Genomic DNA, 21,563 nt, shown 5'->3' with positions numbered 1-21,563 from the left:
TTTGGATGCTGTGTTAAAAATGAGTAGTTTATGGAAAAACACTGTTTATGAAATGCAAGCTTTTACAATCATTGTTACTGGTTGTTATTGTTTCTTTTATGGCAATCAATTCAAACGCACAACAACGAAGCAATACAAACGAATATTTTACGATCGAAAATTATTACAAAGTAAAATGGGGATCTGCAGGTGAATTCATTGATCTGTGGAAGAAAAATCATTATCCTTTATTGAAGAAAGCGATAGAAAAAGGGGACATTATCAGCGTTTCGGCACAGGCTCCAATGTTACATTCCGGCGAAGACACAAGATGGGATTTTCGTGTAACAATCGTGTTTAAAAATGCGGCACTGGCCTTCGCTACCGATCTTCTCGATCCCTACAAAAAGCAGCTATATCCCGATCAGGAGAAGCTAAAAAAAGATGAACAACACAGGTTTGAGTTGTTGATTTCGCATTGGGATGTGATGGTAGAGCAATTAATAATTAATAATTAAAAATTAATAGCTGTTGCATTCTCTTATGAATGTTAACCTCTTGATAACTGAAGAGTTTTGAAGTCATAATTTGTAAGGGTTAGCACCTCCGATAATTATTAATTACTACGACTGAATCAATCTCGCAATGCCAAACGCACAACCTGCGGCAATAGCGCCAATGACAGTTACACGTAATGCGCCGCCCCACGGATTCACACCGGTAATTTTACTTTTAAAGAACCCAAATGCAAACAAACAAATTAGTGTAACAACCGCGGAAATTTTTAACGCCTGTAAGGGCGTATCGATAAAGAAATATGGCAACAACGGAACAATGCCACCGGCGACATAAGACAAACCGATATTGAAAGCGCTGTTCCTTGCTCTTTTAGGGTCTGGCTTGTCAAGTCCCAACTCGTATTTCATCATGAAGTCAACCCATTTTTCTTTGTCTTTCGTCATCTCCTCAACCGCTTGCTGCTGTACATCTTCACTAAGACCAAGATTAGCAAAGAACTCTTTTACTTCTGCTTTTTCTTTATGAGGAACCGTTTCCACCTCGTCATGCTCACGTTTCAATTCTGAGTTATAGTGATCAATTTCTGTTTTGCCCGCAAGATAACCACCAAGTCCCATCGCAATGGAACCTGCTGCAATCTCTGCCAAACCTGCAATTACAATCAAATGCGTCGAAGAAACAGCGCCACTCAAACCCGCTGCTAATGCGAACGGAACCGTAAGGCCATCGCTCATCCCGATAACAATATCTGTAAGAATATCCGAACTCTGAAGATGTAGTTCTTTGTGTTGGTGGTCGTGATGCTCCATGGGGTAAATGTAAAATGAATAATCGAATAACTGAATAGACTGAATGAACTGAATAAACTGATCTATAACGAGGACGTTCCATCACTAGTTCAATGATTACACAAGCAACGTTTCAGTCTATTCAGTTCATTCAGTCTATTCAATCAATCCAGCACCTTCAGGCTCTCCGCAATAATCCCCACGCACTCATCAATCTGTTCTTTGGTAATCACCAGTGGAGGTGCGAAACGTATTTTATCGCCGTGAGTTGGTTTTGCCAGCAAGCCATTTTCTTTTAGTTGTAAACACAGGTCCCATGCAGCTTCGCGGTTTGCATGATCTACAACAATGGCATTCAGCAAGCCTTTACCACGGATCAATTTGATGTGAGGAGAATTCAATGCCTCAATTTTTTCTCTGAAATATTGGCCCAATGTTTCTGCATTTTCAGCCATCTTTTCATCTATCAAGGCATTCAATGAAGCCATCGCTACTTTACAAGCCAATGGATTTCCGCCGTAGGTAGAACCATGTTCACCTGGTTTAATGGTGAGCATTAATTCGTCATTTGCCAATACTGCACTTACCGGCAAAGTGCCGCCACTCAAGGCTTTGCCAAGAATCAAAATATCCGGATGCACATTCTCGTGATCGCAGGCTAGCATTTTTCCTGTTCTTGCCAACCCAGTTTGAATTTCATCTGCAATGAAAAGTACATTGTGCACTTCACACAATTGTTTTGCTTTACTCAAATAGCCTTCTGTCGGTACCACAACACCTGCTTCCCCTTGAATGGGTTCTACTAAAAAACCTGCAACATTTTTATCCTGCAACGCATTTGCCAACGCCTCAATATTGTTATAAGGAATGATCTCGAAGCCCGGAGTATAAGGCCCGAATTTGCTGTAAGAAGCAGGATCACTGCTGAAAGAGATCACCGTACTGGTACGGCCATGGAAATTTTCAGAACACACAATGATCTTTGCTTTATTATCTTCAATGCCTTTCACCAAGTAACCCCAACGGCGACAAAGTTTGATAGCTGTTTCCACCGCCTCAACACCAGTGTTCATTGGCAATACTTTATCGAAACCGAAAATGTTGGTGATCATTTTCTCAAACTCTCCCAGCAAATTATTATAGAAAGCACGAGACGTAAGCGTAAGCTCTTGCGCCTGTTCAATAAGTGCCGCGACAATTTTAGGATGGCAATGCCCCTGGTTTACAGCCGAATAGCCGCTCAGGAAATCGTAGTAGCGCTTGCCATCAACATCATACACAAAAACGCCTTCTCCCTTGTTTAAAACAACAGGAAGCGGGTGGTAATTGTGTGCGCCATATTTTTCTTCCAGCGACAAATAATAGTTGGTTTGCTCACTTACAGAAAGGGTTTGTTCCATGATAACAGTCTTTAAAAAGTTGATATAATAGTGCAGCACGCAGTTAGTGTCAACACAGTATTGGTAAAAATAAATGACAGGTGAAATTGCCCGCCAGATGCAGCGGGTAGCACATTACCTAACCTCGATGATTAAGGAAATCAAGGTTGAAAGAAAGAAAATGTGGTATGTGAATTAGTGTTCTGATAGATGCAAGATAAGAAAAGTTCAATTAACAATTAATAATGAATAATTAATAGGTGTGGCGGCGAAAGAGGTTGTTGTCATCTTGAATTTGTATCTCTTAGAAAATATTTGTTGTGAGGTGAGCGGTGGAATAAGCATTAAGCTTCAATTGCGTCGTCGCGATTGATGTCTCATCGCGATTCCGATACGAAGTAAAATCGGAAGTTGAACCGTAGTAACTCTAATCAATGCAATAAGCGATGAATGACAACTATCTCGGTTCTGCACCTATTATTTTTTAATTATTAATTGATTTATTCGCCCGAATAAATCACCCCTGTTGTCGGTGTTTCATACAATTCTATTCTGCTGAGTTTTGGTAAAACAGGTTTTAATGTATTCCAGATCCAGATGGTAATATTTTCCGCAGTGGGGTTTTGCAGACCGGGTACATCATTGATCAGTTTGTGATCAAGTGTGTCAATGATAGGCGCGATAGCGTCTTTCAATTCTTTGAAATCCATGATCCAGCCGTAATGCTCATCCGGTTTTCCCTGAATGAAAACTTTCAGTTTGTAGGTGTGGCCGTGCATGTTTTTGCACTTGTGCCCTTCCGGTACATTCGGTAAAAAATGCGCTGAATCAAAAGAGAATTCCTTATAGATTTCCATACTGCCCAAATTTCAGGCTGCAAAAGTACTTAATTTGAAAATGTGGTAATTTGAAAATTTGAAAATTAGCTGCTTCGGGTGTTTACCCTTTGTTAGGGAAATGCACAGAAAGAATCTTCAAATTACCACATTTTTCAAATTTTCAAATTATTGAGCAAGGCGTAATAACGCTTGCCAGGCCTCATTCACCTTGCCCTCGTTCAGCAGTTCCGCGGCGTACTGAGCGATTTGTTTGGCTTTTTCGCCGTTGGTCGTTTGGGCAAGTTGGGATAGTTTTTCATCCCTAAAAGTGGCTTCTGCGGCCGGTAAAATGTCCACATTAGCCAGTTGACCCAAATGGTTGCCAGTCAGTGTGTTATGCTCTCTTATAAATGAAGGCAGTTTGTCAACGCCAATTCCAAGCTTGGTATTCGGCTTTTCTACCTCAAACAAATTATCCGGCGTAATGCGGGCGTACCAGTTGCTTCCCAACCTTGCGACATGGTGTATTTTGCGCTGATCAATCATGCCTTTGCCGTCCAAAATGGTTTCGTCGATATGCATGCAAAGTACTTCGCAAATCACCAGATTGCCGGCACCGCCATTGGTTCCCAGCGGTTTAACTTCAATAACCTTACATTCCAGTTTTATTTTAGATTCCTTCACCATTGGCGGTTTTACCAATGTTGCAGGTTCTTGTGTAAAGCCCGCTTTAAGAAACTCGTTTACCCCTTTCTCATATTCGCAGGACGCAAGGCTGGTCTGTTGCACCATGTCCTCATCCACAATATTGATTACCACTTCCGGCACTTCTTGCACGTTCAGCAGGGAGTGCTTTACGGTATTATCTCTCACTCTCCGGCTTGGAGAAAATATAACAATAGCCGGGTCAGACGAAAACAGATTGAAAAAACTAAATGGGCTAAGGTTTACATTGCCCTCCGCATCAATCGTGCTTGCAAACGCGATCGGTCTTGGTGCGATGGCGTGTTGCAAATATTGCTGCCTTTGTACAGTGGTTATTTCACTAAGATTGATGAGCATGTTTTTTCAATTGTAAAATGGAATAATCAGTGTCTTCTTTTACAATAGTATTGGAGAGTTTGCCCAGTGCGTCAATTTCCATATCCACCACATCGCCATCTTGCAGCCACTGTTCTTTATAATCAGGGTTTTCTAATTTGCCTGTGCCGTTCAGTTCAAGGAAACATCCTGTACCAACAGTACCGCTGCCAATCACATCACCCGGATAAAGCGTAACGCCATAGCTCGCACGTTCGATTATTTCAGCGAATGTCCAATCCATGTCTGCAAGATTGCCTGCGCTTACTTGTTTACCGTTTACAAAACATTTCATAGCTAGGTTCCAGGATTTACCTTCATGGTTTGGCTTTGCAGGAACTTCGTAGTTTGTCAATTCGTCTTTTGTAACCAAATATGGTCCAAGCGTCGTAGAAAAATCTTTTCCTTTTGCAGGGCCAAGGTTCAGTAACATTTCTTCCATTTGCAAAGTGCGGGCACTCATATCGTTCATGATCATGAGGCCGCCGATGTATTCATCAGCATCTTTCGCTTTAATGTTTCTGCCTTCTTTACAAATAACGATCGCACATTCCAGTTCAAAATCAAGTTTGTTGAAATGATCCGGCATGCAATAAATTTTTCCTGGTCCATCCACTGCCTGATGATTGGTAAAATAAAAGATCGGATATTGATCAAACTCAGGTATCATCGGCACTTTGCGGTTACGACGCGCCGCTGCTACGTGCTGACGGAACGCATAACCGTCACGCATGGATGTAGGACGCGGAACCGGCGAAAGCAATTGTACCTGACCAAACGGCGTGCTGGTCACCACTAATTTCCCGCTGATAATTTGTTCCAATGCCTGCGACGCCAGTCTGATCTGCGTATCCCAATCGCCAAGGAACAAAGCCATTTTCGAAAGCAGCTGTGGATGCAAACTTTGCATATCATACACATTACCTTCATGCAGCAAACCCAATTGCTCACTGCCTTTTTCGATATAAGAGAGAAGTTTCATGTTGCGCCAAATCTTGTTTTATTGTTTAAATAACCGAGGGCGAATTAATAATTAATAAAGAATAATTAATAGGGCGGTCTTCAAAATCAACACGAACTCTAAAGGTTGTGCGATATTTTTTTTTAAGTGGCCCCACTATTCTTTATTAATTATTAATTACTCCGCCCAGCTCATTATATACCCCTCATTTTCAATCTCCAGCGCTTCCTGGGTGAGCATGAGGGGGTGGAACGTATCTACCATTACGGCGAGTTCTTTTGTTTCTTTTGCACCGATGCTTTTTTCCACCATTCCCGGATGTGGGCCATGTGGAATTCCTGCCGGGTGCAATGTGATCATACCGCGAGTCACATTTTTGCGGCTCATAAAATCCCCGTCAACATAGTATAGTAATTCGTCGCTGTCAATGTTGGAGTGATTGTATGGAGCCGGGATGGCTTGCGGATGATAGTCAAACAATCTCGGTACGAAGGAGCACACTACGAAGTTGTTGGCTTCAAAGGTTTGATGTACCGGTGGCGGCTGATGTACACGACCTGTAATCGGTTCAAAATCGTGAATGCTGAAAGCAAAAGGGTAGCAGCAGCCATCCCAGCCTACAACGTCAAACGGATGTGTCCCGTAATGTAGATCGTACATGATGCCTTTCTTTTTCGCCCTGATAAAAAAGTCGCCTTTTTCATCAATTGTTTGCAGGTCCTGCGGCGTGCGAATATCTCTTTCGCAGTATGGCGCGTGTTCCAGCAATTGCCCATACTTGCTTTGATACCTTTTCGGAAAACGGATCGGACTGAATGATTCAACGATGAACAGTCTGTTGTTTTCCGTTGCAAATTCTATTTGATAGATAGTGCCTCTCGGCAACACCAAATAGTCTCCGTAAGAAAAAGGCAACTGGCCGTAAACAGTTTTCAGCACGCCACTTCCTTCGTGCACAAAGATCATTTCATCTGCATCAGTATTTTTATAGAAGTAATCCTTCATGCTTTGCTGTGGAGCGGCCAATACAATGTGGCAATCATTGTTTACCAAAACAGCTTTGCGACTGTCGAGAAAATCTTTCTCCGGCTTTACTTTGAAACCATCGAAACTATGATGTGCCAATGTATGTTGCTGTGCGATCTTTGGCGAAACGTCTTTGCCCGTCACTGCTTTAATGATCTGTGTTGGCGGATGTACGTGATACAGCAAAGAATAATCGTTGGAAAATCCTTCCGTTGAAAAAAGCTGCTCCGAGTAAAGCGTACCGTCTTTTTTGCGGAACTGCGTATGTCGTTTATGAGGAATTTCCCCCAGTTTGAAATAGTGTGGCATGACAAACAAGTTATGAGTTATGAGTAGTAAGTTATGAGTAGTAAGTTATAACTTACAACTTTCTTATAAATTCCCTCTTAATGCCTGCTCTCTTTCTATCGCTTCAAACAATGCTTTAAAGTTGCCTGCGCCAAAGCTTTTAGCACCTTTACGTTGAATGATTTCGAAGAAGAGAGTTGGTCTGTCTTCTACAGGCTTTGTAAAGATCTGCAATAAATAGCCTTCTTCATCACGGTCCACCAAAATGCCCAATTCTCTTAGTGGAGCAATGTCTTCGTCAATTTTGCCCACACGAGCTGAAAGTTCATCGTAGTAAGCACCCGGAGGAGCCGGTAAAAATTCAACGCCGCGGGCCTTCATCGCTCTTACGGTAGTAACGATATCTTTTGTAGCTACCGCAATGTGTTGAACGCCTTCACCTTCGTAGAATTCAAGGTATTCTTCTACCTGCGATTTCTTTTTGCCTTCAGCCGGTTCGTTGATAGGGAATTTCACATATCCATTACCGTTACTCATTACTTTACTCATCAAAGCGGAGTACTCGGTGTTGATTTGTTTATCATCAAATGAAAGAATGTTGGTGAAGCCCATGATTTTTTCATACCATTCAACTACAGGAATCATGCGATTCCAGTCCACATTACCCACGCAGTGATCAATATATTGTAAGCCTGTTGAGTCCGGATGATAGTTAGTTTTATACTCAACAAACCCCGGCATGAAAACGCCTTTGTAATCTTTTCTTTCTACAAAAAGGTGAACAGTTTCGCCGTATGTGTAGATACCACACATTTTCACTTCACCGTTGTCATCCATCAGAGTAGTTGGTTCCATGTAAACTTTGGCACCACGTGAAGTTGTTTCCTCAAAGGCACCGTAAGCGTCATCCACAGACAGCGCAAGTATTTTGACGCCGTCACCATGTTTTTTAACATGCTCAGCGATTGGGCCTTCAGAGCGCAATGCAGTAGTAAATATTAATCTGATTTTACCTTGTTGCAAAACGTAAGAAGCTCTGTCGCGAACACCTGTTTCCGGTCCGGCATATGCCAGGTCCTGGAAGCCGAATGCTGTTTTATAAAAGTGTGCGGCCTGTTTAGCATTACCTACGTAAAACTCAACGTGGTCAGTGCCATTAAGTTGTAAAAAGTCGTGTGCGGCAACCACCTCAGGTGCGCCTGAATTTGAAGCAATCATGTTTAATTTAGTATTAAGTGAAAAATAAATCGTGTCGGTGTATAGCAACAAATGCAGCTGCATAAAGCATACTGGCATTGCATAAGAACTATGTAACGGAGATTATATGGCCGAGTCGGTTGCGAGCGTCACTATGAGGAAAATGTAGTGTCCACGCTCATCAGAAAATATTTTATGAGAATAATCTGGTCTCAATATGTTTCGTGTTAGTACAAAGTAAGGGTTTTTTACAGGTATCAGCAAACGGAGTTTGTTAAAAGGTAAGGGGTATATTTGTGAATATGGAGGAAAGAAATCTGTACATTATTGCAGGTTGTAATGGAGCGGGTAAGACTACTGCCTCATTCACTATTCTACCTGCGATGTTGAATATTAGGGAGTTTGTCAATGCTGATGAAATTGCAAAGGGGTTGTCCCCTTTTCAGCCAGAAGGCGTTGCTCTTGAAGCGGGAAGAATAATGCTTCAACGTATCAATGAATTGCTGAACGAGAATAAAAGCTTTGCTTTTGAGAAAACGCTTTCTAGCAGAAGCTATAAGAATAAAATCAGGGAAGCAAAAGAAAAGGTTACAGAACTATTTTGTTGTTTTTTCATTTAAATTCTGTTGAATTGGCAAAACAGCGGGTGAAAACCAGAGTTTCCGAAGGCGGTCACAATATTGAGCCCGAGGTAATTGAAAGGCGATATATAGGCGGGCTAAGAAATTTGTTCGATATTTACCTTGAAATTGTAGATGAAATTCTCATTTTTGATAACTCAGAAGGAACGCCTGATTTGATTGCGCTTAAAATCGCTCCGCAAGACATTCAAGTCTCGAATCAGAAGATGTATGATAATTTAAAATTTCTCTATGGACGAAATAAGTAAAGCATTAGAACGTAAAGAGAAGATCTTGCTAGGACTCAAGGAGTCTTACAAAAGACTAATTGAGTTTAAAAAAAGCAAGAAAACGGATTTAGTCGTTTCTCGCGACGGCAAGATTGTAAGAATTAATCCAAACGATATTAAAATTTAATAAAAGTTCAGTTTTCTTCAAATCAGACTGATGCACGTATATTTTGGAAATCATACGCTCGGCTATTGTGCGGAGCGCATGATCGATAGTACGTTTAAACCCATGCATGTAGCATCACCGGTGAGCCGGTTTCCTGGTAAATACCTTTTGTGTGGATATTATACTCAGGAACAATTGATAGGAGGAGCTCTGTTATCATTTCGGCATGCGACTTCTCGTGATAAGTTGTAACAGCAATTTTAGGTTTATTCTTTTTTATTAATTCTTTTGCTCCTTTTAGAGTTTCAACATCAAAGCCTTCGACGTCAATTTTGATATAGTTAACAGGAATGTTGTTTTCGAAAAAAAGTTTGTCTAAGGTCGCAACTTTCACTTCGCCTGTTCCAATTGACAAACTTGAAGCGATATCGTTTTCACTTATCGAAGCATAGCCATCCTGGCTTGAAAGGCCCAGTTGAAGGATTTCGACGTTGTTCGACTGAGCAAATGTTTTATGCAAACTGTCACAAAAACTTTTTAGAGGTTCTATTGCGTACACTTTTTTGCAACGAGGCGCTACAATAAAACCAAATAAACCTTCTGCTGCTCCGCAATCCACTACAATATCATCCGGAGAAACACGGGTTTGTGGAATTTCATAGTAGTGCCAGTTCGCATCATAGAAGCTTTCGCAAATAACACGTTCAAGAGAAGTTATTGGCATGCTTTCGGGGTAATACATCGGAGTGTCGTAGCCTTTGAAGTATACTTTTTTAAATTTTCCCTCAGCCTCGATACTGGCTATTTTCCTTTTCGCTTTTTTGCTATAGGAGGTATCAAAGAAGAACTTTAGCATTTCTTTTGTTGATAATCCATTGCGTTGATGAAGCAGGAAATATTTCAGGACCTTTAGTCTTGTGGGAGTCATATAGTGTACATTTTAGAGTTAATTATTTAAAATAAGGTAAGATCACAAGGATAAATCCAGACGATATTTTGGTATAGTTTTTTACAGGTCGGACTGATGCACAAAGTAATTTTCAGGCAACCGAAGTTCTGCGATATTATTTTTGTTAAAAATACCAAACAAGGACGCTCCGCTTCCGCTCATGGACGCATAAAGTGCACCTTGCGCATACAATTGATCTTTGATGTTTTTTATAGCCGGATGTGCGGCAAAGACAGCTTCTTCAAAATCATTTTTTAAAACGTTCTTCCAGGTTGTTATCGGTTGTGCAATGATGTCAGATAATGAATGACTGATCGCGGTTGGTGTGATTTGAGAAAACGCCCAGCCGGTATTAACATGTATGCCGGGATTTACAATTATGATTTTAAGACCTTTCAAAGCAGGAACGTCAATCGGCTGCAATATCTCGCCACGTCCGCTGGCGATACAAGGTTTATTGATAATAAAAAAAGGACAATCGCTTCCCAGCTGCAGTGCCAAATCGATCAACTCGCCCGGAGATAGTTTCAGTTGAAATTTTTGATTGAGCAGCAAAAGCGTTGCCGCGCCATCAGAAGAACCGCCGCCAAGGCCCGCACCTAAAGGGATGGCTTTGTGCAAATGCATATAAACAGGAGGCAGGTCAAATTTTTGTTTGAGTAAATCATATGCCCTTACGCAAAGATTTTTTGCCGGATCGCCGTCAACAGGAATGCCTGTTGCCTTAAATGAAAATGTATCTGCCTGGATGATCTCTAAAACATCATTCAATGCGATAGGGTAGAAAATGGTTTCCAGATTGTGGTAACCATCGTTACGTTTCCCAACAATATGTAGTCCAAGATTGATTTTGCAAATGGGAAATGAAATCATGAGAGCGGGTTGTAGAGACAAGGCACCGCCTTGTCTTGATCAAAAAGAATATCAATTTTTTAATCCGAGACAAAGCAGTGCGTTGTCTGTACAAATATCAAAATAGTTATCTCTTCCTGTTATTTATTTCATCGCGGATAGCAATGGCACGGATGTAGTCCTCCTGCTCCAATACCTCGTTAAGAAGAGTATTCAATTCTTCCAGTGACAGGGCTTTGAGGTCTTCATTGTGCGTCATTTCCTCTTTTTGAGAAACGGTAGTAGTAGAAGACGATTTCTTTTTCTTGCCGGTGTCTTCCATTAGAATGCCGGCACTTTCGAGAATGTGCTCGTAAGTATAGATCGGGCAACCGAAACGAACTGCCAATGCCAGCGCGTCTGAAGTACGGGAATCAATTTCAACAGTATCGTGTTCGCTTACACATAAAAGTTTGGAGTAGAAGATACCTTCTTGTAAATCGCTGATAACGATTTCCGTAAGGTCAACATTAAAAGCGCTCATGAAATTTTTCATGAGGTCGTGTGTCAGAGGGCGGCTCGGGTGCATTTTTTCCAGCGCAACAGCAATCGCCTGCGCTTCAAAGCCTCCGATGACAATCGGCAAACGGCGAAGTCCGTTTATCTCACCTAAAACCACTGCATAGGAATGTGTTTGCGTAATGCTGTGCGATAGGGCCACAATTTCTAATTCTATTTTCCTCATATAATTAAACACATCCGCTTTTTACAAACGGACTTTTATGGTTGAAAGGCAAATATAAGAATTTGAAATCTGAAAAAAGGGAAGGAATTTGGGGAATTGAAAATTGAAAGTTGAAAATTGAAAATGAGCTTGAGTGGGAAAAAATATCTATGCCCATAGGCATTTTTAGATGAAAAAAAATGGAAAATGAGATATTCTTAATCCCATTTTCCATTTTCAACTTTCAATTATCAATTAACTAAGCTCCTTTCAGTTTTTTAACTGCAGCGATCATTTTAGGAAGTACTTCAAATGCGTCTCCAACGATACCGTAATCGGCGGCTTTGAAGAACGGAGCTTCAGGGTCTTTGTTGATCACGACAATTACCTTACTCCTGTTTACACCAGCCAAATGTTGAATAGCACCAGAGATACCGATAGCGATATAAAGATTTGGAGCGATTGCCAAACCTGTTTGTCCTACGTGCTCGTGGTGAGGGCGCCAGTGTGCATCTGCCACCGGACGGCTACATGCAAGCGCAGCGCCCAGCAGGTATGCAAGCTCTTCAAGCTGGCCCCAGTTTTCAGGTCCTTTCATACCCCGGCCACCGCTTACTACCACTTCAGCTTCACTCAATGGTACCTCACCGGATACTTTATTGGTAGCAGTAACTTTTACTTTTGGAGCGTCAACGGCGGCATCAAATGCAGCCACTTCTGCTGTGCCGGCACCTTCTGTAACCTGGAATGCATTTGGGTTCAAAGCGATGATCTTAATATCACTATTGATCGCCACATTCGCGAAAGCTTTACCGGAGAAAACAGTTTTCTTAACAGAGAAACCGTTGCTTGTATCTGGTAGTGCCATTGCGCCGGTTACGAGTCCAGCTTTTAGTTTTGCTGAAAGACGCGGAGCGATCGCTTTCCCGTCAACGTTATTCGAGAATACAATTACTTTAGCGCCTGTTTTTTCTGCCACTTGTGCAATTACTTTAGCATACACCTGGCCATCAAGATGAGCAAGATTGTCATTTGTAACCTGGTGGATCTTTTTTACACCATATTTACCAAGACCAGCAAGATCATCCTGTACTTTACCTAATAGCACGCCTTCTGCTGTTGTTCCTAATTGTTCAGCGATTTTTGCGCCATAAGAAAGCACTTCGTAAGAAGCCTTTTTAATGTGACCATCTGCCTGATCGATATATATTAAAACTGACATGAGTTAATTTGAAAATTTGAATAAATGAATGTGAGAAATGTGGTGAATGTGAAAAATGTGGAAATGAAAGACTAAAAACAATTTTCACATTTCCATATTTTCACATTAATTAAATAGCTTTCGCTTCGTCGTGAAGCAGTCTTACCAATTCTTCCGCCTGATCTGCCGGAAGAAGTTTTACGCCAGATTTTGCAGGTGGTAATTCAAAACCTACAATGCTTGTAAGATTGTCCACTGCAACAGGTTCTACCACTTTCAACGGTTTTGTACGTGCTGCCATGATACCGCGCATATTTGGAATGCGGGCTTCGGCCATACCTTTTTGGCAGCTAACTACCAAAGGCAATTGTACTTCGTTGATCTCTTCACCGCCTTCAATTTCGCGTGTAATGGTGGCAGTTGTACCATTCAAGTCAAATTTCGTAGCAAGAGCAACATATGGAAGGTCGAGCAGTTCTGCCACCAGACCTCCAATAGATGATCCGTTATAATCAATTGTTTCTTTACCTGTGAATACAAGGTCGTAAGCACCTTGCTTAGCCACCTCTGCAATTTGCGATGCGATGTAAAAACTGTCGTGATTGTCGGAATTTACACGAATGGCTTCATCGCCACCCAATGCCAGGGCCTTGCGGATAATAGGTTCTGCATCTGCAGCACCTACTGTTACAAGGTGAAGCGTAATGGAACTGTCTTTTTCTTTTAGTTCAAGGGCGCGAACCAAAGCATACCATTCATCGTAGGGGTTGATGATCCATTGCACACCGTCTTGTGCAAATTTCGTGTTGTTATCGCTGAAGGCTATTTTTGCCGTAGTATCCGGCGTCTTACTAACGCAAACTAAAATCTTCATATCGCATATTTAGAGTTGACTAAAAGGTTGTTTATGCAACCAAAACAAAGATAAGCGGTGTAAAGATAGGGCAAGAACATTTTTTGAATTAAATTTTGTCTACTGATTTTATGGACCGTATAGCAAAACTGAAGGAGTTTTTACAGCAAAATCCAAACGATAATTTCCTGGAACATGCGCTGGCATTGGAATATATTAAAGCTGGAGATGAAGAGAAAGCCCGGAATTTATTTGAAACAATTTTGCACCGCGATCCATCGTACATCGGTTCCTATTATCATCTCGCACAGCTGTTAGAAAGAAATGGCCTCACAAGTGAAGCCATTTCGTGGTATGAGAAAGGTATGGTTGCTGCTAAAAATGCGAATGATAATCACGCTTTTAACGAGTTAAAAATGGCTTGGGAAGAACTGACGCTGTAGTGCCAGCTGGGTTTTCCTGTAAGAAATGTCTGAAAGAAAATCTGCGGCGGCCAGCAAAAGGATCACACGTGTAAAAAAGTAGGCGCCAAGATTTAGCAAACCTATTTGCGGCACCAGCATTCTCTGTTCTTCAAACGTTTTTGCAAAGAAGTAATACGGCATCAACGCTTCAATTATAAAGTAGGTGAAATTGTAGATCATAAACCCGGAAACAATCAGGAAGCGTGTAAACACAAAGTTTTGCTTTTCCGGTTTTTGATAAAGCAGCGCCAAAGCTACGGCCGTGATGATTATTGACCACATGGAAGGCGGTATCAACGCTGCTAAATGAATGTGATCAATGGGTTCAAAGCAAAGTTCCTTCAACCACAGCACCATAACCGGTATAACTGAAAAAACCAGGAATTTCCTGAAAAGGGGCTTATCCCATAACACATATAATATTAGCAAAGCCGTAATAATATCTACAGGACGGGTAAGATTAAAGCCGATCGCATAAGCTGGATTTTCATGGCCCAGGAACAAACGCAGCAGGGTAATGATAAGATTGTAACCCGCATTTATCGCCAGTAATTTTAAGAATGTAAATTGCATTCCCTTTTTCAGCAGAATAAACAAGATGGTGCAAAGGAGGATGAGGGCGGACAAAACATCTGCGGTAGTGATAAGGCCATTAATGATCTCCATAGTTAAGGGGTTAATCTTATATAAGGGTTAAATTTACTTGTCTTGTATATTTCTTACAAGAGCAAAAACACTCTAGTAAACTTTCGATTTTTTCGAGTATTTGCTACATTGTACCGGTTACAAAAAACAACCATAGATCACGTTTTTATCGGATGAAAAGACTTAAAGAACTATTTAAAGATTTTATAGAGCAGGAAAAGCTTTTTTCTGCAAAAGATCGACTGCTCGTGGCTGTTAGCGGCGGTGTGGATTCAGTTGTAGTGTGTGAATTATTGCATCGCATCGGATTTTCTTTTGCCATAGCCCATTGCAATTTTCAGTTACGCGGAGAAGAAAGTGAGCGCGACGAACAATTTGTTCGCTCGCTTGCAGAAAAATATCAAGCGCAGCTTTATATAAAAAGATTTGATACAAAAAAGGAAGTTGATGAGAATAAAATCTCTATACAGGTAGCAGCCAGAAAGCTTCGCTATAACTGGTTTAAGGATATTTTGGAAAGTGAAGAATGGACTCAGGCTGCGGGCGCAAAGAATTATTTGGTGACGGCTCACCACCGCGATGATAATGTAGAAACGGTTTTGATGAATTTTTTCAAAGGCACTGGTATCGCAGGTCTTCACGGTATTTTGCCAAAAAAAGAACATGTTGTAAGACCTCTGCTGTTTGCCGGAAAAGAGGAGTTGAAACTATTTGCAAAAACTGAAAACCTTGACTGGGTGGAGGATAGCTCCAATAGTTCAGATAAATATTCCCGCAATTATTTCAGACACCAGGTTATTCCTCTGGTTGAGAAGATTTACTCAGAAGCTGCGCAAAATCTCGCTGACAATATTGAACGGTTCCGTGATATAGAGGTTTTGTACAGCAGCGCAATGGCCAAACAAAAGAAAAGACTGTTGGTACAAGACGGAAAACAGTGGCAAATTCCTGTGTTAAAATTGGCGCAAACACCTGCCGGCAGAACCATTCTTTTTGAAATATTGCAACCATTTAATTTTTCGGCTGCTCAAACGCCGGAAGTATGGAATTTGCTACAAAGTGAAAGTGGCAAATACATTGATTCATCAACGCACAGGGTGCTAAAGAACAGAAACTGGCTGGTGATTTCGCCATTGGCAACTGAGCAAGCGCAGATTATCGTTATCGAAGCAAATGATGAAGCAATAACATTTGCCGAAGGCAAATTAATCTTCAAAAAGACTGCGAACAGAGAGATCGATGCTTCTACTGATATTGCCAAACTCGATGCATCTCAAATCACTTTTCCTCTCTTGCTGCGTAAATGGAAGCAAGGCGACTATTTCTACCCGTTAGGTATGCAGAAAAAGAAAAAGATCAGCCGTTTTTTGATCGATCAAAAAGTTTCACTCACCAATAAAGACAAGGTATGGGTGCTGGAAATGAATAAAAAGATCCTTTGGGTAGTGGGAATGAGAATAGATGACAGGTTTAAGATAGGAGACAAGACAAAGGAAGTGCTGGAGATTTCTTTTCATCGGTAGGCCGCTCACTTTATTAAGATTTTTTTAACCACAGAGGTAACAGAGGTTTTTTTCACAGAGGAAAGGAGGTTTGTAAAACACTCTTTTATGCTCTGCACGTCGTTATTAGCTGTATGTTTTTAAGGAATTTCTCTTTCACTCTGTGAAAAAAAACTCCTTCTCTCTGTGGTAAAAAAAAGACGCCAAGGGCGTCTTAAATAAAATTTATATTCTCTAGTATAAAATTAAAACTTGATCCCGAACGTCAGTACAGCGTTCCCATTGCTGCCCATTACTGTAGCAAAAGTGTTGTCGCCGGAGCTGATGCGGTAAGGGAAGTTCACATCTTTTGTAAGCGTTTGAACATAGGATAGATCAACGAATATTCCTTTGTTTCTGTAACCAAGGCCTCCGCTTATATTCATCAGGTTTGCTTTCAGATTGCTTTTGTCTTTATAAGGATTGCCGTAATATGCAAAACCTGCACGAACCATATATTTTTCAAGTTTTATTTCCCCGCCTAATTTGAAATTAAACGCACCGCGATAATATCCTTTTACAGTACTATTTACTCCATCAAAATAGGCTTGATCATCGGCATAACCTTCATTTGCTGATGAAAATCTCGACCATCGGTGGTTCAGGTACTCGACATCTGCTGTAATAAAACCTTTTTGATTTTTCACATTTTCCTGGCCGCCACCAAACATATACGTTCCGCTCAGCATAAAGCGGGTGGGCGTTTGCAGATCGTACTTGTAAGAATTTGGCAGATTGGATATATAGTTCAGATTATCCGTCGTTTCTGTAAACTTGCCGTACCTGGTCCCTATGTCACTGGTGATACTTGCATGATAAGTATCCGTAAGTGCAAAAAGGCTCGGTGTATGGATTGCCAATCCCATTCTGAAAGTCTCAGAAAATTTATAGATCGCACCGATTTTAAAGTTGAAACCTACGCCGGTTGATTTGTAGTCTTCCGTGTATGTCATGCTATTGAATACGCTGTCATTGGGCAGCACTGTATTGCTTTCTGTGAAAACGTGGTGGCTGCGGAAATTAACAATAGGTATTCCTATACTACCGCCGATAGAAAGTTTATCTTGTTTCGAAGAAGCAAATCCAACTGCAATCTCTGTAATGCCCCCCTTATTGGTAATTGTATTTTCCTGGAGGAGAGGATGGTGGTCGAGGAAAATAACATCTTCCGGACGGGAGTAAACTTCATCGTTGCTTGGGTCTACACTCACGAGGTTGGTGGAAAGGCTCATTCTTGTATTGTAAGAAAGCGATGGATCTTTGATCCCCTGGTCTATGATTTGATCGATGGTACCTGAATTTTTGTTTTGCTGGTAATAGCCATAAAATTCGTTTGCCGGTTCTGTAGTAAATGAACTGTAATCATTTTGTCCCTTGTAATGAACGGTCGAGTTGAAATTTGCCGTGCGGTTTACCCCAATACTAAAAGCCGAGTTGTTCCATTTTTTGTAGGAATTTGGCATTCCCCAAACGATACCGCTTGTTCCAATTACAAAACGGGTCATATTATCAGCCTTAGTGCCGTCTGTTCCTCTGTAATCGCTTTTGCCACCATAAAAAGAAAGGCCGGGGCTAAAGGTAATTTCGCTTGTTTTATACAAACCAAGACCTGCAGGGTTGTAAAAGAGTGAAGTAATATCACCGCCTAAAGACACACTTGTTCCACCAATAGCCTGGTTGCGGGCGGTACCGGAAGGAGTGGCCCAGGAATGACGCAAGGCATCTTCGGGTACTTGTGAATAACCATAAACGTAACTGATTAAAAAGCCAATCGCTGCGAGAGTTTTTTTCATGTCCAGATTAATTCTAAGAAATTAGGAATACTAGACCTGACAGGTTTAGAGCCATATTCAATAAAATCAAAACGTTGAGAAAACCTGTCTGGTCTTAATAAAAAAGGAAACACGTTTCAAAGCATGTTTCCTTACAAGTATCGTGTCTTTGTGGTATTACATCAATGACCTCTGCTTGGTCTGCTGTAGCCACCGCCACCTCCACCACCAGAAGTACCACCACCGCCGCTACCTCTGTAGCTACCACCAGATGATGATGGTGCAGGGGAATAGGACGGAGGGGGAGTATAAGTTCTTTGCGGCCTGTTGTCGTTCGCGCTGTTGGTGTTATTATAAGTCCTGCTGGAAGTGCTGTTAGTGCTTCTGTTGCTGTTATTGTAACTATTAGGAGTATAATAACTGCTTCCGCGATTAGCGCTTGGTCTCACCGCATTCGCATTATTGTAACCATTGTTGAGGTAAGAACTACTTGATCTTGGGTTCAAATATTTATTTGAATTGCTATAACTGCTGCCCAAATAGCTATTGGTGTTAAATGCCGGACGCGTATATGTTGTTCCGGTAACAGGATATTTACCAGGATAATAACCATAACCACCTACAGGATAATAGCTGCAATATGGGCTGTAATATGCCATTGCATATGGATTGTAAAAACTGTTCCAGTAGTAATAGCTGTTCCATGGGTTGTAAATGCTTGAACCCATTCCGAAACCATAACCATAACTCATGCTGTTCCAGTAATAATCGCTGTATGCGGAATAGTACATTGGATTGCCAATGCTTAAACGCAGGAAACGGTCATTGTAATAATCGTAATTATTGTAGCTGTCATAAGTGCTGTTATGACCGCCGTAATAATCGCGATAACTGTCATTGTTGCCATTATTACCGGCGTGTGCCGTTGTATATGCTTCACCTTGTTGAGCGGGAGGGGCCGGAGAATAGTAGGTGTCATCAGGAGTTTGTCCTTGCTTGTACACGGAACAACTGCTTAGAACCACCAATCCCAAAACAACGCTCAAAAATTTGTTATTCATTGCTGAGGGTTTATATTATTAAATATATTTTTGCGCTTTCGCAAGTATAAAGTTACAACAAATAGTCCACGGATAACTACAAAAGTTCGGAAGGAAACCAACTTTTATATGAGCGGGAAGGTGAAACGTGAATGGTGAATCGTGAAACGGCGATTCCTTCATAAATTCGGAAACCTGAGATTTGGGGCATCATATTCACGATTCACGATTGACGATTCACGTTAAAAAAACTACAAGACTTCAAAAAATGAGCAAAGAAATTACAAGCAGGCAGCAGGATTATTCGCAATGGTACAATGACCTGGTTCTAAAAGGAGAGTTGGCAGACTATTCCGCCGTAAGGGGATGTATGGTAATAAAACCATATGGGTTTGCACTCTGGGAAAACATGAGAGATGTGCTGGACAGAAAATTTAAAGACACCGGGCACGTGAATGCGTATTTCCCCTTGCTTGTGCCGAAAAGCCTTTTTGAAGCAGAGGAGAAAAATGCAGAAGGCTTCGCAAAAGAATGCGCCGTAGTTACGCACTACCGCCTGAAAACAGATCCTGAGAAGCATGGTAAGCTGATGGTGGATCCTGAAGCGAGGCTGGAAGAAGAGTTGATTATCAGGCCAACCAGTGAAGCAATCATCTGGAACACCTATAAAGGCTGGATACAATCTTACCGCGATTTGCCTTTGCTGATCAACCAGTGGGCAAACGTAATGCGCTGGGAAATGCGTACACGTCTTTTCCTGCGAACTGCGGAATTTTTGTGGCAGGAAGGTCATACTGCACATGCCACTTCCGAAGAAGCCGTAGCGGAAACGGTTCAAATGCTGGATGTATATGCTGATTTCGTAGAAAAATACATGGCGTTGCCTGTAATTAAAGGTGTTAAAACTGAAAGCGAACGTTTCGCCGGTGCGGTTGATACCTATTGTATCGAGGCATTGATGCAGGACGGGAAGGCCTTGCAGGCTGGGACTTCACATTTCCTTGGACAAAATTTCGCAAAAGCTTTCGACGTAAAATACTCTGATAAAAATAACAAGCTGGATTACGTTTGGGCCACCAGCTGGGGCGTGAGCACAAGATTAATTGGCGCGTTGGTAATGGCGCACAGTGATGATGATGGATTGATATTGCCTCCAAAAATCGCTCCGTTGCAAGTTGTGATTGTGCCTATCTATAAAGGCGACGAGCAAAGAGGAATGATCAAAGAAGTGATGAATCCTGTGGTAAAAATGCTGAAAGAACTTGGCATTTCCGTGAAATATGATGACAGCGACAACTCAAGACCAGGATGGAAGTTTGCAGAATACGAGAAAAAAGGCGTGCCTGTTCGTATTGCCGTGGGTGCCAGAGATCTTGAAAACAATGTGGTGGAAGTTGCCAGACGCGACACAAAGGAAAAAATGAGCGTAAGCATGGAAGGTATTTCTTATTACATAAAAACATTGCTGGATGAAATTCAGCTGAACATGTTTGAAAAAGCAAGGATCTATCGCGACGAGCATATCACCAAAGTGAATACATGGAATGAATTTGTAAATACTTTGGAAACAAAAGCAGGCTTCGTTTCCGCGCACTGGGATGGTACAGCTGAAACAGAAGCGGCGATCAAAGAGAAAACGAAAGCTACCATTCGCTGCATTCCTCTAAACAATGAGCAGGAAAGCGGCAAATGTATTCTGACAGGTAATCCTAGCACGCAAAGAGTGTTGTTTGCGCAGGCTTATTAATAATGTGAGAATGTGGTGATTTGAAAATTTGAAAATTGGGGAAAGGAAGAACGCAGATTGTTATGATTATCAAGATTTGTCAAGATATTTTTAAGAAATCATCACAATGATAATAATCTGCGTTCTCTCTCATTCTCAAATTGTTCCTAACCCCTTAAATACTTGTATCTATGAAAAGTAGAATTGACTTGATAAAAGTAATTTGTTCGATTTTGTTGATTGCGATTTTTCAAATCAGTTGCGGTAAAACTAGTCGTGTTCAGACCAGTCAATTACCAAATGACAAGGCACTCGTACAAAAGGACTGGGTGGTAGATCAATTACACCACGTCATAGCGGGCAAATATTCGGCCTATCAGAGAAACGGAGATAATACGACTGGTACAAATTACGATAACCTGCGATTTACCTTTCATCCCGATGGCACTGGAATTCATGTCAATGAAAACGGCAAAAGTGTCGATTTTACATGGAGATTTACATCAGAAGATAAGCGAAGTTTAGCGCTAACTGAATATGGGCGTACCGACAATTGGCAAATGCTGGACATTAAAGGCCGGTACTTATATGCGTCAGTTAATTTGACACTCAACGGAGATCCTAATAATATTGAAACATTCAGATTGGTACAAATACCATAAACTAATTTGGAAATGTGGTAATTTGAAAATTGGAGAAATAAGCACGCAGATTGTTATGATTATGAAGATCTTTTTAAAAAATCATAGAAATCATCATAATCATG

Annotated in this window: 22 protein-coding genes; 7 read left to right on the top strand and 15 right to left on the bottom strand. The window is 41.2% G+C overall.

All coding sequences use genetic code 11. The features are described 5' to 3' along the window. Positions 1–47: 47 nt before the first annotated feature. Complete coding sequence (locus QJ048_RS19335) at positions 48–497, top strand: EthD domain-containing protein (protein WP_282336055.1); 450 nt, start codon at positions 48–50, stop codon at positions 495–497. A gap of 105 nt (positions 498–602) precedes the next feature. Here the strand turns inward: QJ048_RS19335 and QJ048_RS19330 are convergent, their stop codons facing one another. From QJ048_RS19330 to hppD, 7 genes are all read right to left on the bottom strand, one after another. Further along, positions 603–1,307: a VIT1/CCC1 transporter family protein gene (locus QJ048_RS19330; protein ID WP_282336054.1), complete on the bottom strand. Its 705-nt coding sequence runs from the start codon at positions 1,305–1,307 to the stop codon at positions 603–605. Positions 1,308–1,450: 143 nt separating this feature from the next. Next, on the bottom strand, positions 1,451–2,686 hold the full coding sequence (gene rocD / locus QJ048_RS19325) for an ornithine--oxo-acid transaminase (protein ID WP_282336053.1): 1,236 nt from the start codon (positions 2,684–2,686) through the stop codon (positions 1,451–1,453). A 479-nt stretch (positions 2,687–3,165) separates the two neighbouring features. Beyond that, positions 3,166–3,522 (bottom strand): 6-carboxytetrahydropterin synthase QueD, encoded by a 357-nt coding sequence (gene queD / locus QJ048_RS19320; RefSeq protein WP_282336052.1) that lies wholly within the window; start codon positions 3,520–3,522, stop codon positions 3,166–3,168. Positions 3,523–3,669: 147 nt separating this feature from the next. Then, positions 3,670–4,545, bottom strand: coding sequence for a flavin reductase family protein (locus QJ048_RS19315; RefSeq protein WP_282336051.1), 876 nt, complete (start codon positions 4,543–4,545; stop codon positions 3,670–3,672). Then, positions 4,529–5,545, bottom strand: coding sequence for a fumarylacetoacetate hydrolase family protein (locus tag QJ048_RS19310; RefSeq protein WP_282336050.1), 1,017 nt, complete (start codon positions 5,543–5,545; stop codon positions 4,529–4,531). The genes QJ048_RS19315 and QJ048_RS19310 overlap by 17 nt, the downstream gene beginning before the upstream one ends. A gap of 156 nt (positions 5,546–5,701) precedes the next feature. Continuing rightward, the gene (locus QJ048_RS19305; RefSeq protein ID WP_282336049.1) at positions 5,702–6,859 is read right to left on the bottom strand and encodes a homogentisate 1,2-dioxygenase; all 1,158 of its coding nucleotides are present in this window, start codon (positions 6,857–6,859) and stop codon (positions 5,702–5,704) included. A 63-nt stretch (positions 6,860–6,922) separates the two neighbouring features. Next, positions 6,923–8,056, bottom strand: a complete 1,134-nt coding sequence (hppD, locus tag QJ048_RS19300) for a 4-hydroxyphenylpyruvate dioxygenase (protein WP_282336048.1) — start codon at positions 8,054–8,056, stop codon at positions 6,923–6,925. A gap of 281 nt (positions 8,057–8,337) precedes the next feature. Between hppD and QJ048_RS19295 the strand changes: the two genes are divergently transcribed. Then, a complete protein-coding gene (locus tag QJ048_RS19295) occupies positions 8,338–8,655 on the top strand; it encodes an ATPase (RefSeq protein WP_282336047.1) in 318 nt (105 codons plus the stop codon). A gap of 26 nt (positions 8,656–8,681) precedes the next feature. Next, positions 8,682–8,924: a hypothetical protein gene (locus QJ048_RS19290; RefSeq protein ID WP_282336046.1), complete on the top strand. Its 243-nt coding sequence runs from the start codon at positions 8,682–8,684 to the stop codon at positions 8,922–8,924. A gap of 242 nt (positions 8,925–9,166) precedes the next feature. Here QJ048_RS19290 and QJ048_RS19285 read toward each other — a convergent pair whose 3' ends face one another. The 5 genes from QJ048_RS19285 to QJ048_RS19265 all read right to left on the bottom strand — a co-directional run bounded on the left by QJ048_RS19285 (position 9,167) and on the right by QJ048_RS19265 (position 13,630). Then, positions 9,167–9,979, bottom strand: coding sequence for an FkbM family methyltransferase (locus QJ048_RS19285; protein ID WP_282336045.1), 813 nt, complete (start codon positions 9,977–9,979; stop codon positions 9,167–9,169). A gap of 81 nt (positions 9,980–10,060) precedes the next feature. Next, positions 10,061–10,873, bottom strand: a complete 813-nt coding sequence (gene ispE, locus QJ048_RS19280) for a 4-(cytidine 5'-diphospho)-2-C-methyl-D-erythritol kinase (RefSeq protein WP_282336044.1) — start codon at positions 10,871–10,873, stop codon at positions 10,061–10,063. 106 nt (positions 10,874–10,979) lie between these two features. Beyond that, the gene (locus tag QJ048_RS19275) at positions 10,980–11,576 is read right to left on the bottom strand and encodes a bifunctional nuclease family protein (protein ID WP_282336043.1); all 597 of its coding nucleotides are present in this window, start codon (positions 11,574–11,576) and stop codon (positions 10,980–10,982) included. Positions 11,577–11,814: 238 nt separating this feature from the next. Continuing rightward, positions 11,815–12,777, bottom strand: a complete 963-nt coding sequence (locus QJ048_RS19270) for an electron transfer flavoprotein subunit alpha/FixB family protein (protein ID WP_282336042.1) — start codon at positions 12,775–12,777, stop codon at positions 11,815–11,817. Positions 12,778–12,886: 109 nt separating this feature from the next. Then, the gene (locus QJ048_RS19265) at positions 12,887–13,630 is read right to left on the bottom strand and encodes an electron transfer flavoprotein subunit beta/FixA family protein (RefSeq protein ID WP_282336041.1); all 744 of its coding nucleotides are present in this window, start codon (positions 13,628–13,630) and stop codon (positions 12,887–12,889) included. 110 nt (positions 13,631–13,740) lie between these two features. On the opposite strand from QJ048_RS19265, the gene QJ048_RS19260 reads away from it, so the two are divergent. Further along, positions 13,741–14,052, top strand: a complete 312-nt coding sequence (locus QJ048_RS19260; protein ID WP_282336040.1) for a tetratricopeptide repeat protein — start codon at positions 13,741–13,743, stop codon at positions 14,050–14,052. On the opposite strand, the gene QJ048_RS19255 is transcribed toward QJ048_RS19260, so the two are convergent. Next, entirely contained in the window at positions 14,020–14,739 is a 720-nt protein-coding gene (locus QJ048_RS19255; RefSeq protein WP_282336039.1) for a hypothetical protein, read from the bottom strand. The two genes, QJ048_RS19260 and QJ048_RS19255, sit on opposite strands and share 33 nt — an antisense overlap. 152 nt (positions 14,740–14,891) lie before the next feature. On the opposite strand from QJ048_RS19255, the gene tilS reads away from it, so the two are divergent. After that, positions 14,892–16,241, top strand: a complete 1,350-nt coding sequence (tilS, locus tag QJ048_RS19250; protein WP_282336038.1) for a tRNA lysidine(34) synthetase TilS — start codon at positions 14,892–14,894, stop codon at positions 16,239–16,241. Between the two features lie 224 nt (positions 16,242–16,465). Here the strand turns inward: tilS and QJ048_RS19245 are convergent, their stop codons facing one another. Further along, positions 16,466–18,052, bottom strand: coding sequence for an OmpP1/FadL family transporter (locus QJ048_RS19245; RefSeq protein WP_282336037.1), 1,587 nt, complete (start codon positions 18,050–18,052; stop codon positions 16,466–16,468). Between the two features lie 161 nt (positions 18,053–18,213). Then, entirely contained in the window at positions 18,214–19,092 is an 879-nt protein-coding gene (locus QJ048_RS19240) for a hypothetical protein (RefSeq protein ID WP_282336036.1), read from the bottom strand. 247 nt (positions 19,093–19,339) lie between these two features. On the opposite strand from QJ048_RS19240, the gene proS reads away from it, so the two are divergent. Together proS and QJ048_RS19230 are read left to right on the top strand one after the other, a co-directional pair. Beyond that, positions 19,340–20,818 (top strand): proline--tRNA ligase, encoded by a 1,479-nt coding sequence (gene proS, locus QJ048_RS19235; protein ID WP_282336035.1) that lies wholly within the window; start codon positions 19,340–19,342, stop codon positions 20,816–20,818. A 170-nt stretch (positions 20,819–20,988) separates the two neighbouring features. Beyond that, the gene (locus QJ048_RS19230) at positions 20,989–21,459 is read left to right on the top strand and encodes a hypothetical protein (protein WP_282336034.1); all 471 of its coding nucleotides are present in this window, start codon (positions 20,989–20,991) and stop codon (positions 21,457–21,459) included. The last annotated feature ends 104 nt before the right edge of the window (positions 21,460–21,563 follow it).

The organism is Pinibacter soli (assembly GCF_029961145.1).
Lineage (GTDB): Bacteria > Bacteroidota > Bacteroidia > Chitinophagales > Chitinophagaceae > Pinibacter > Pinibacter soli.
This window is presented reverse-complemented; position numbering and strand designations above follow the sequence as displayed.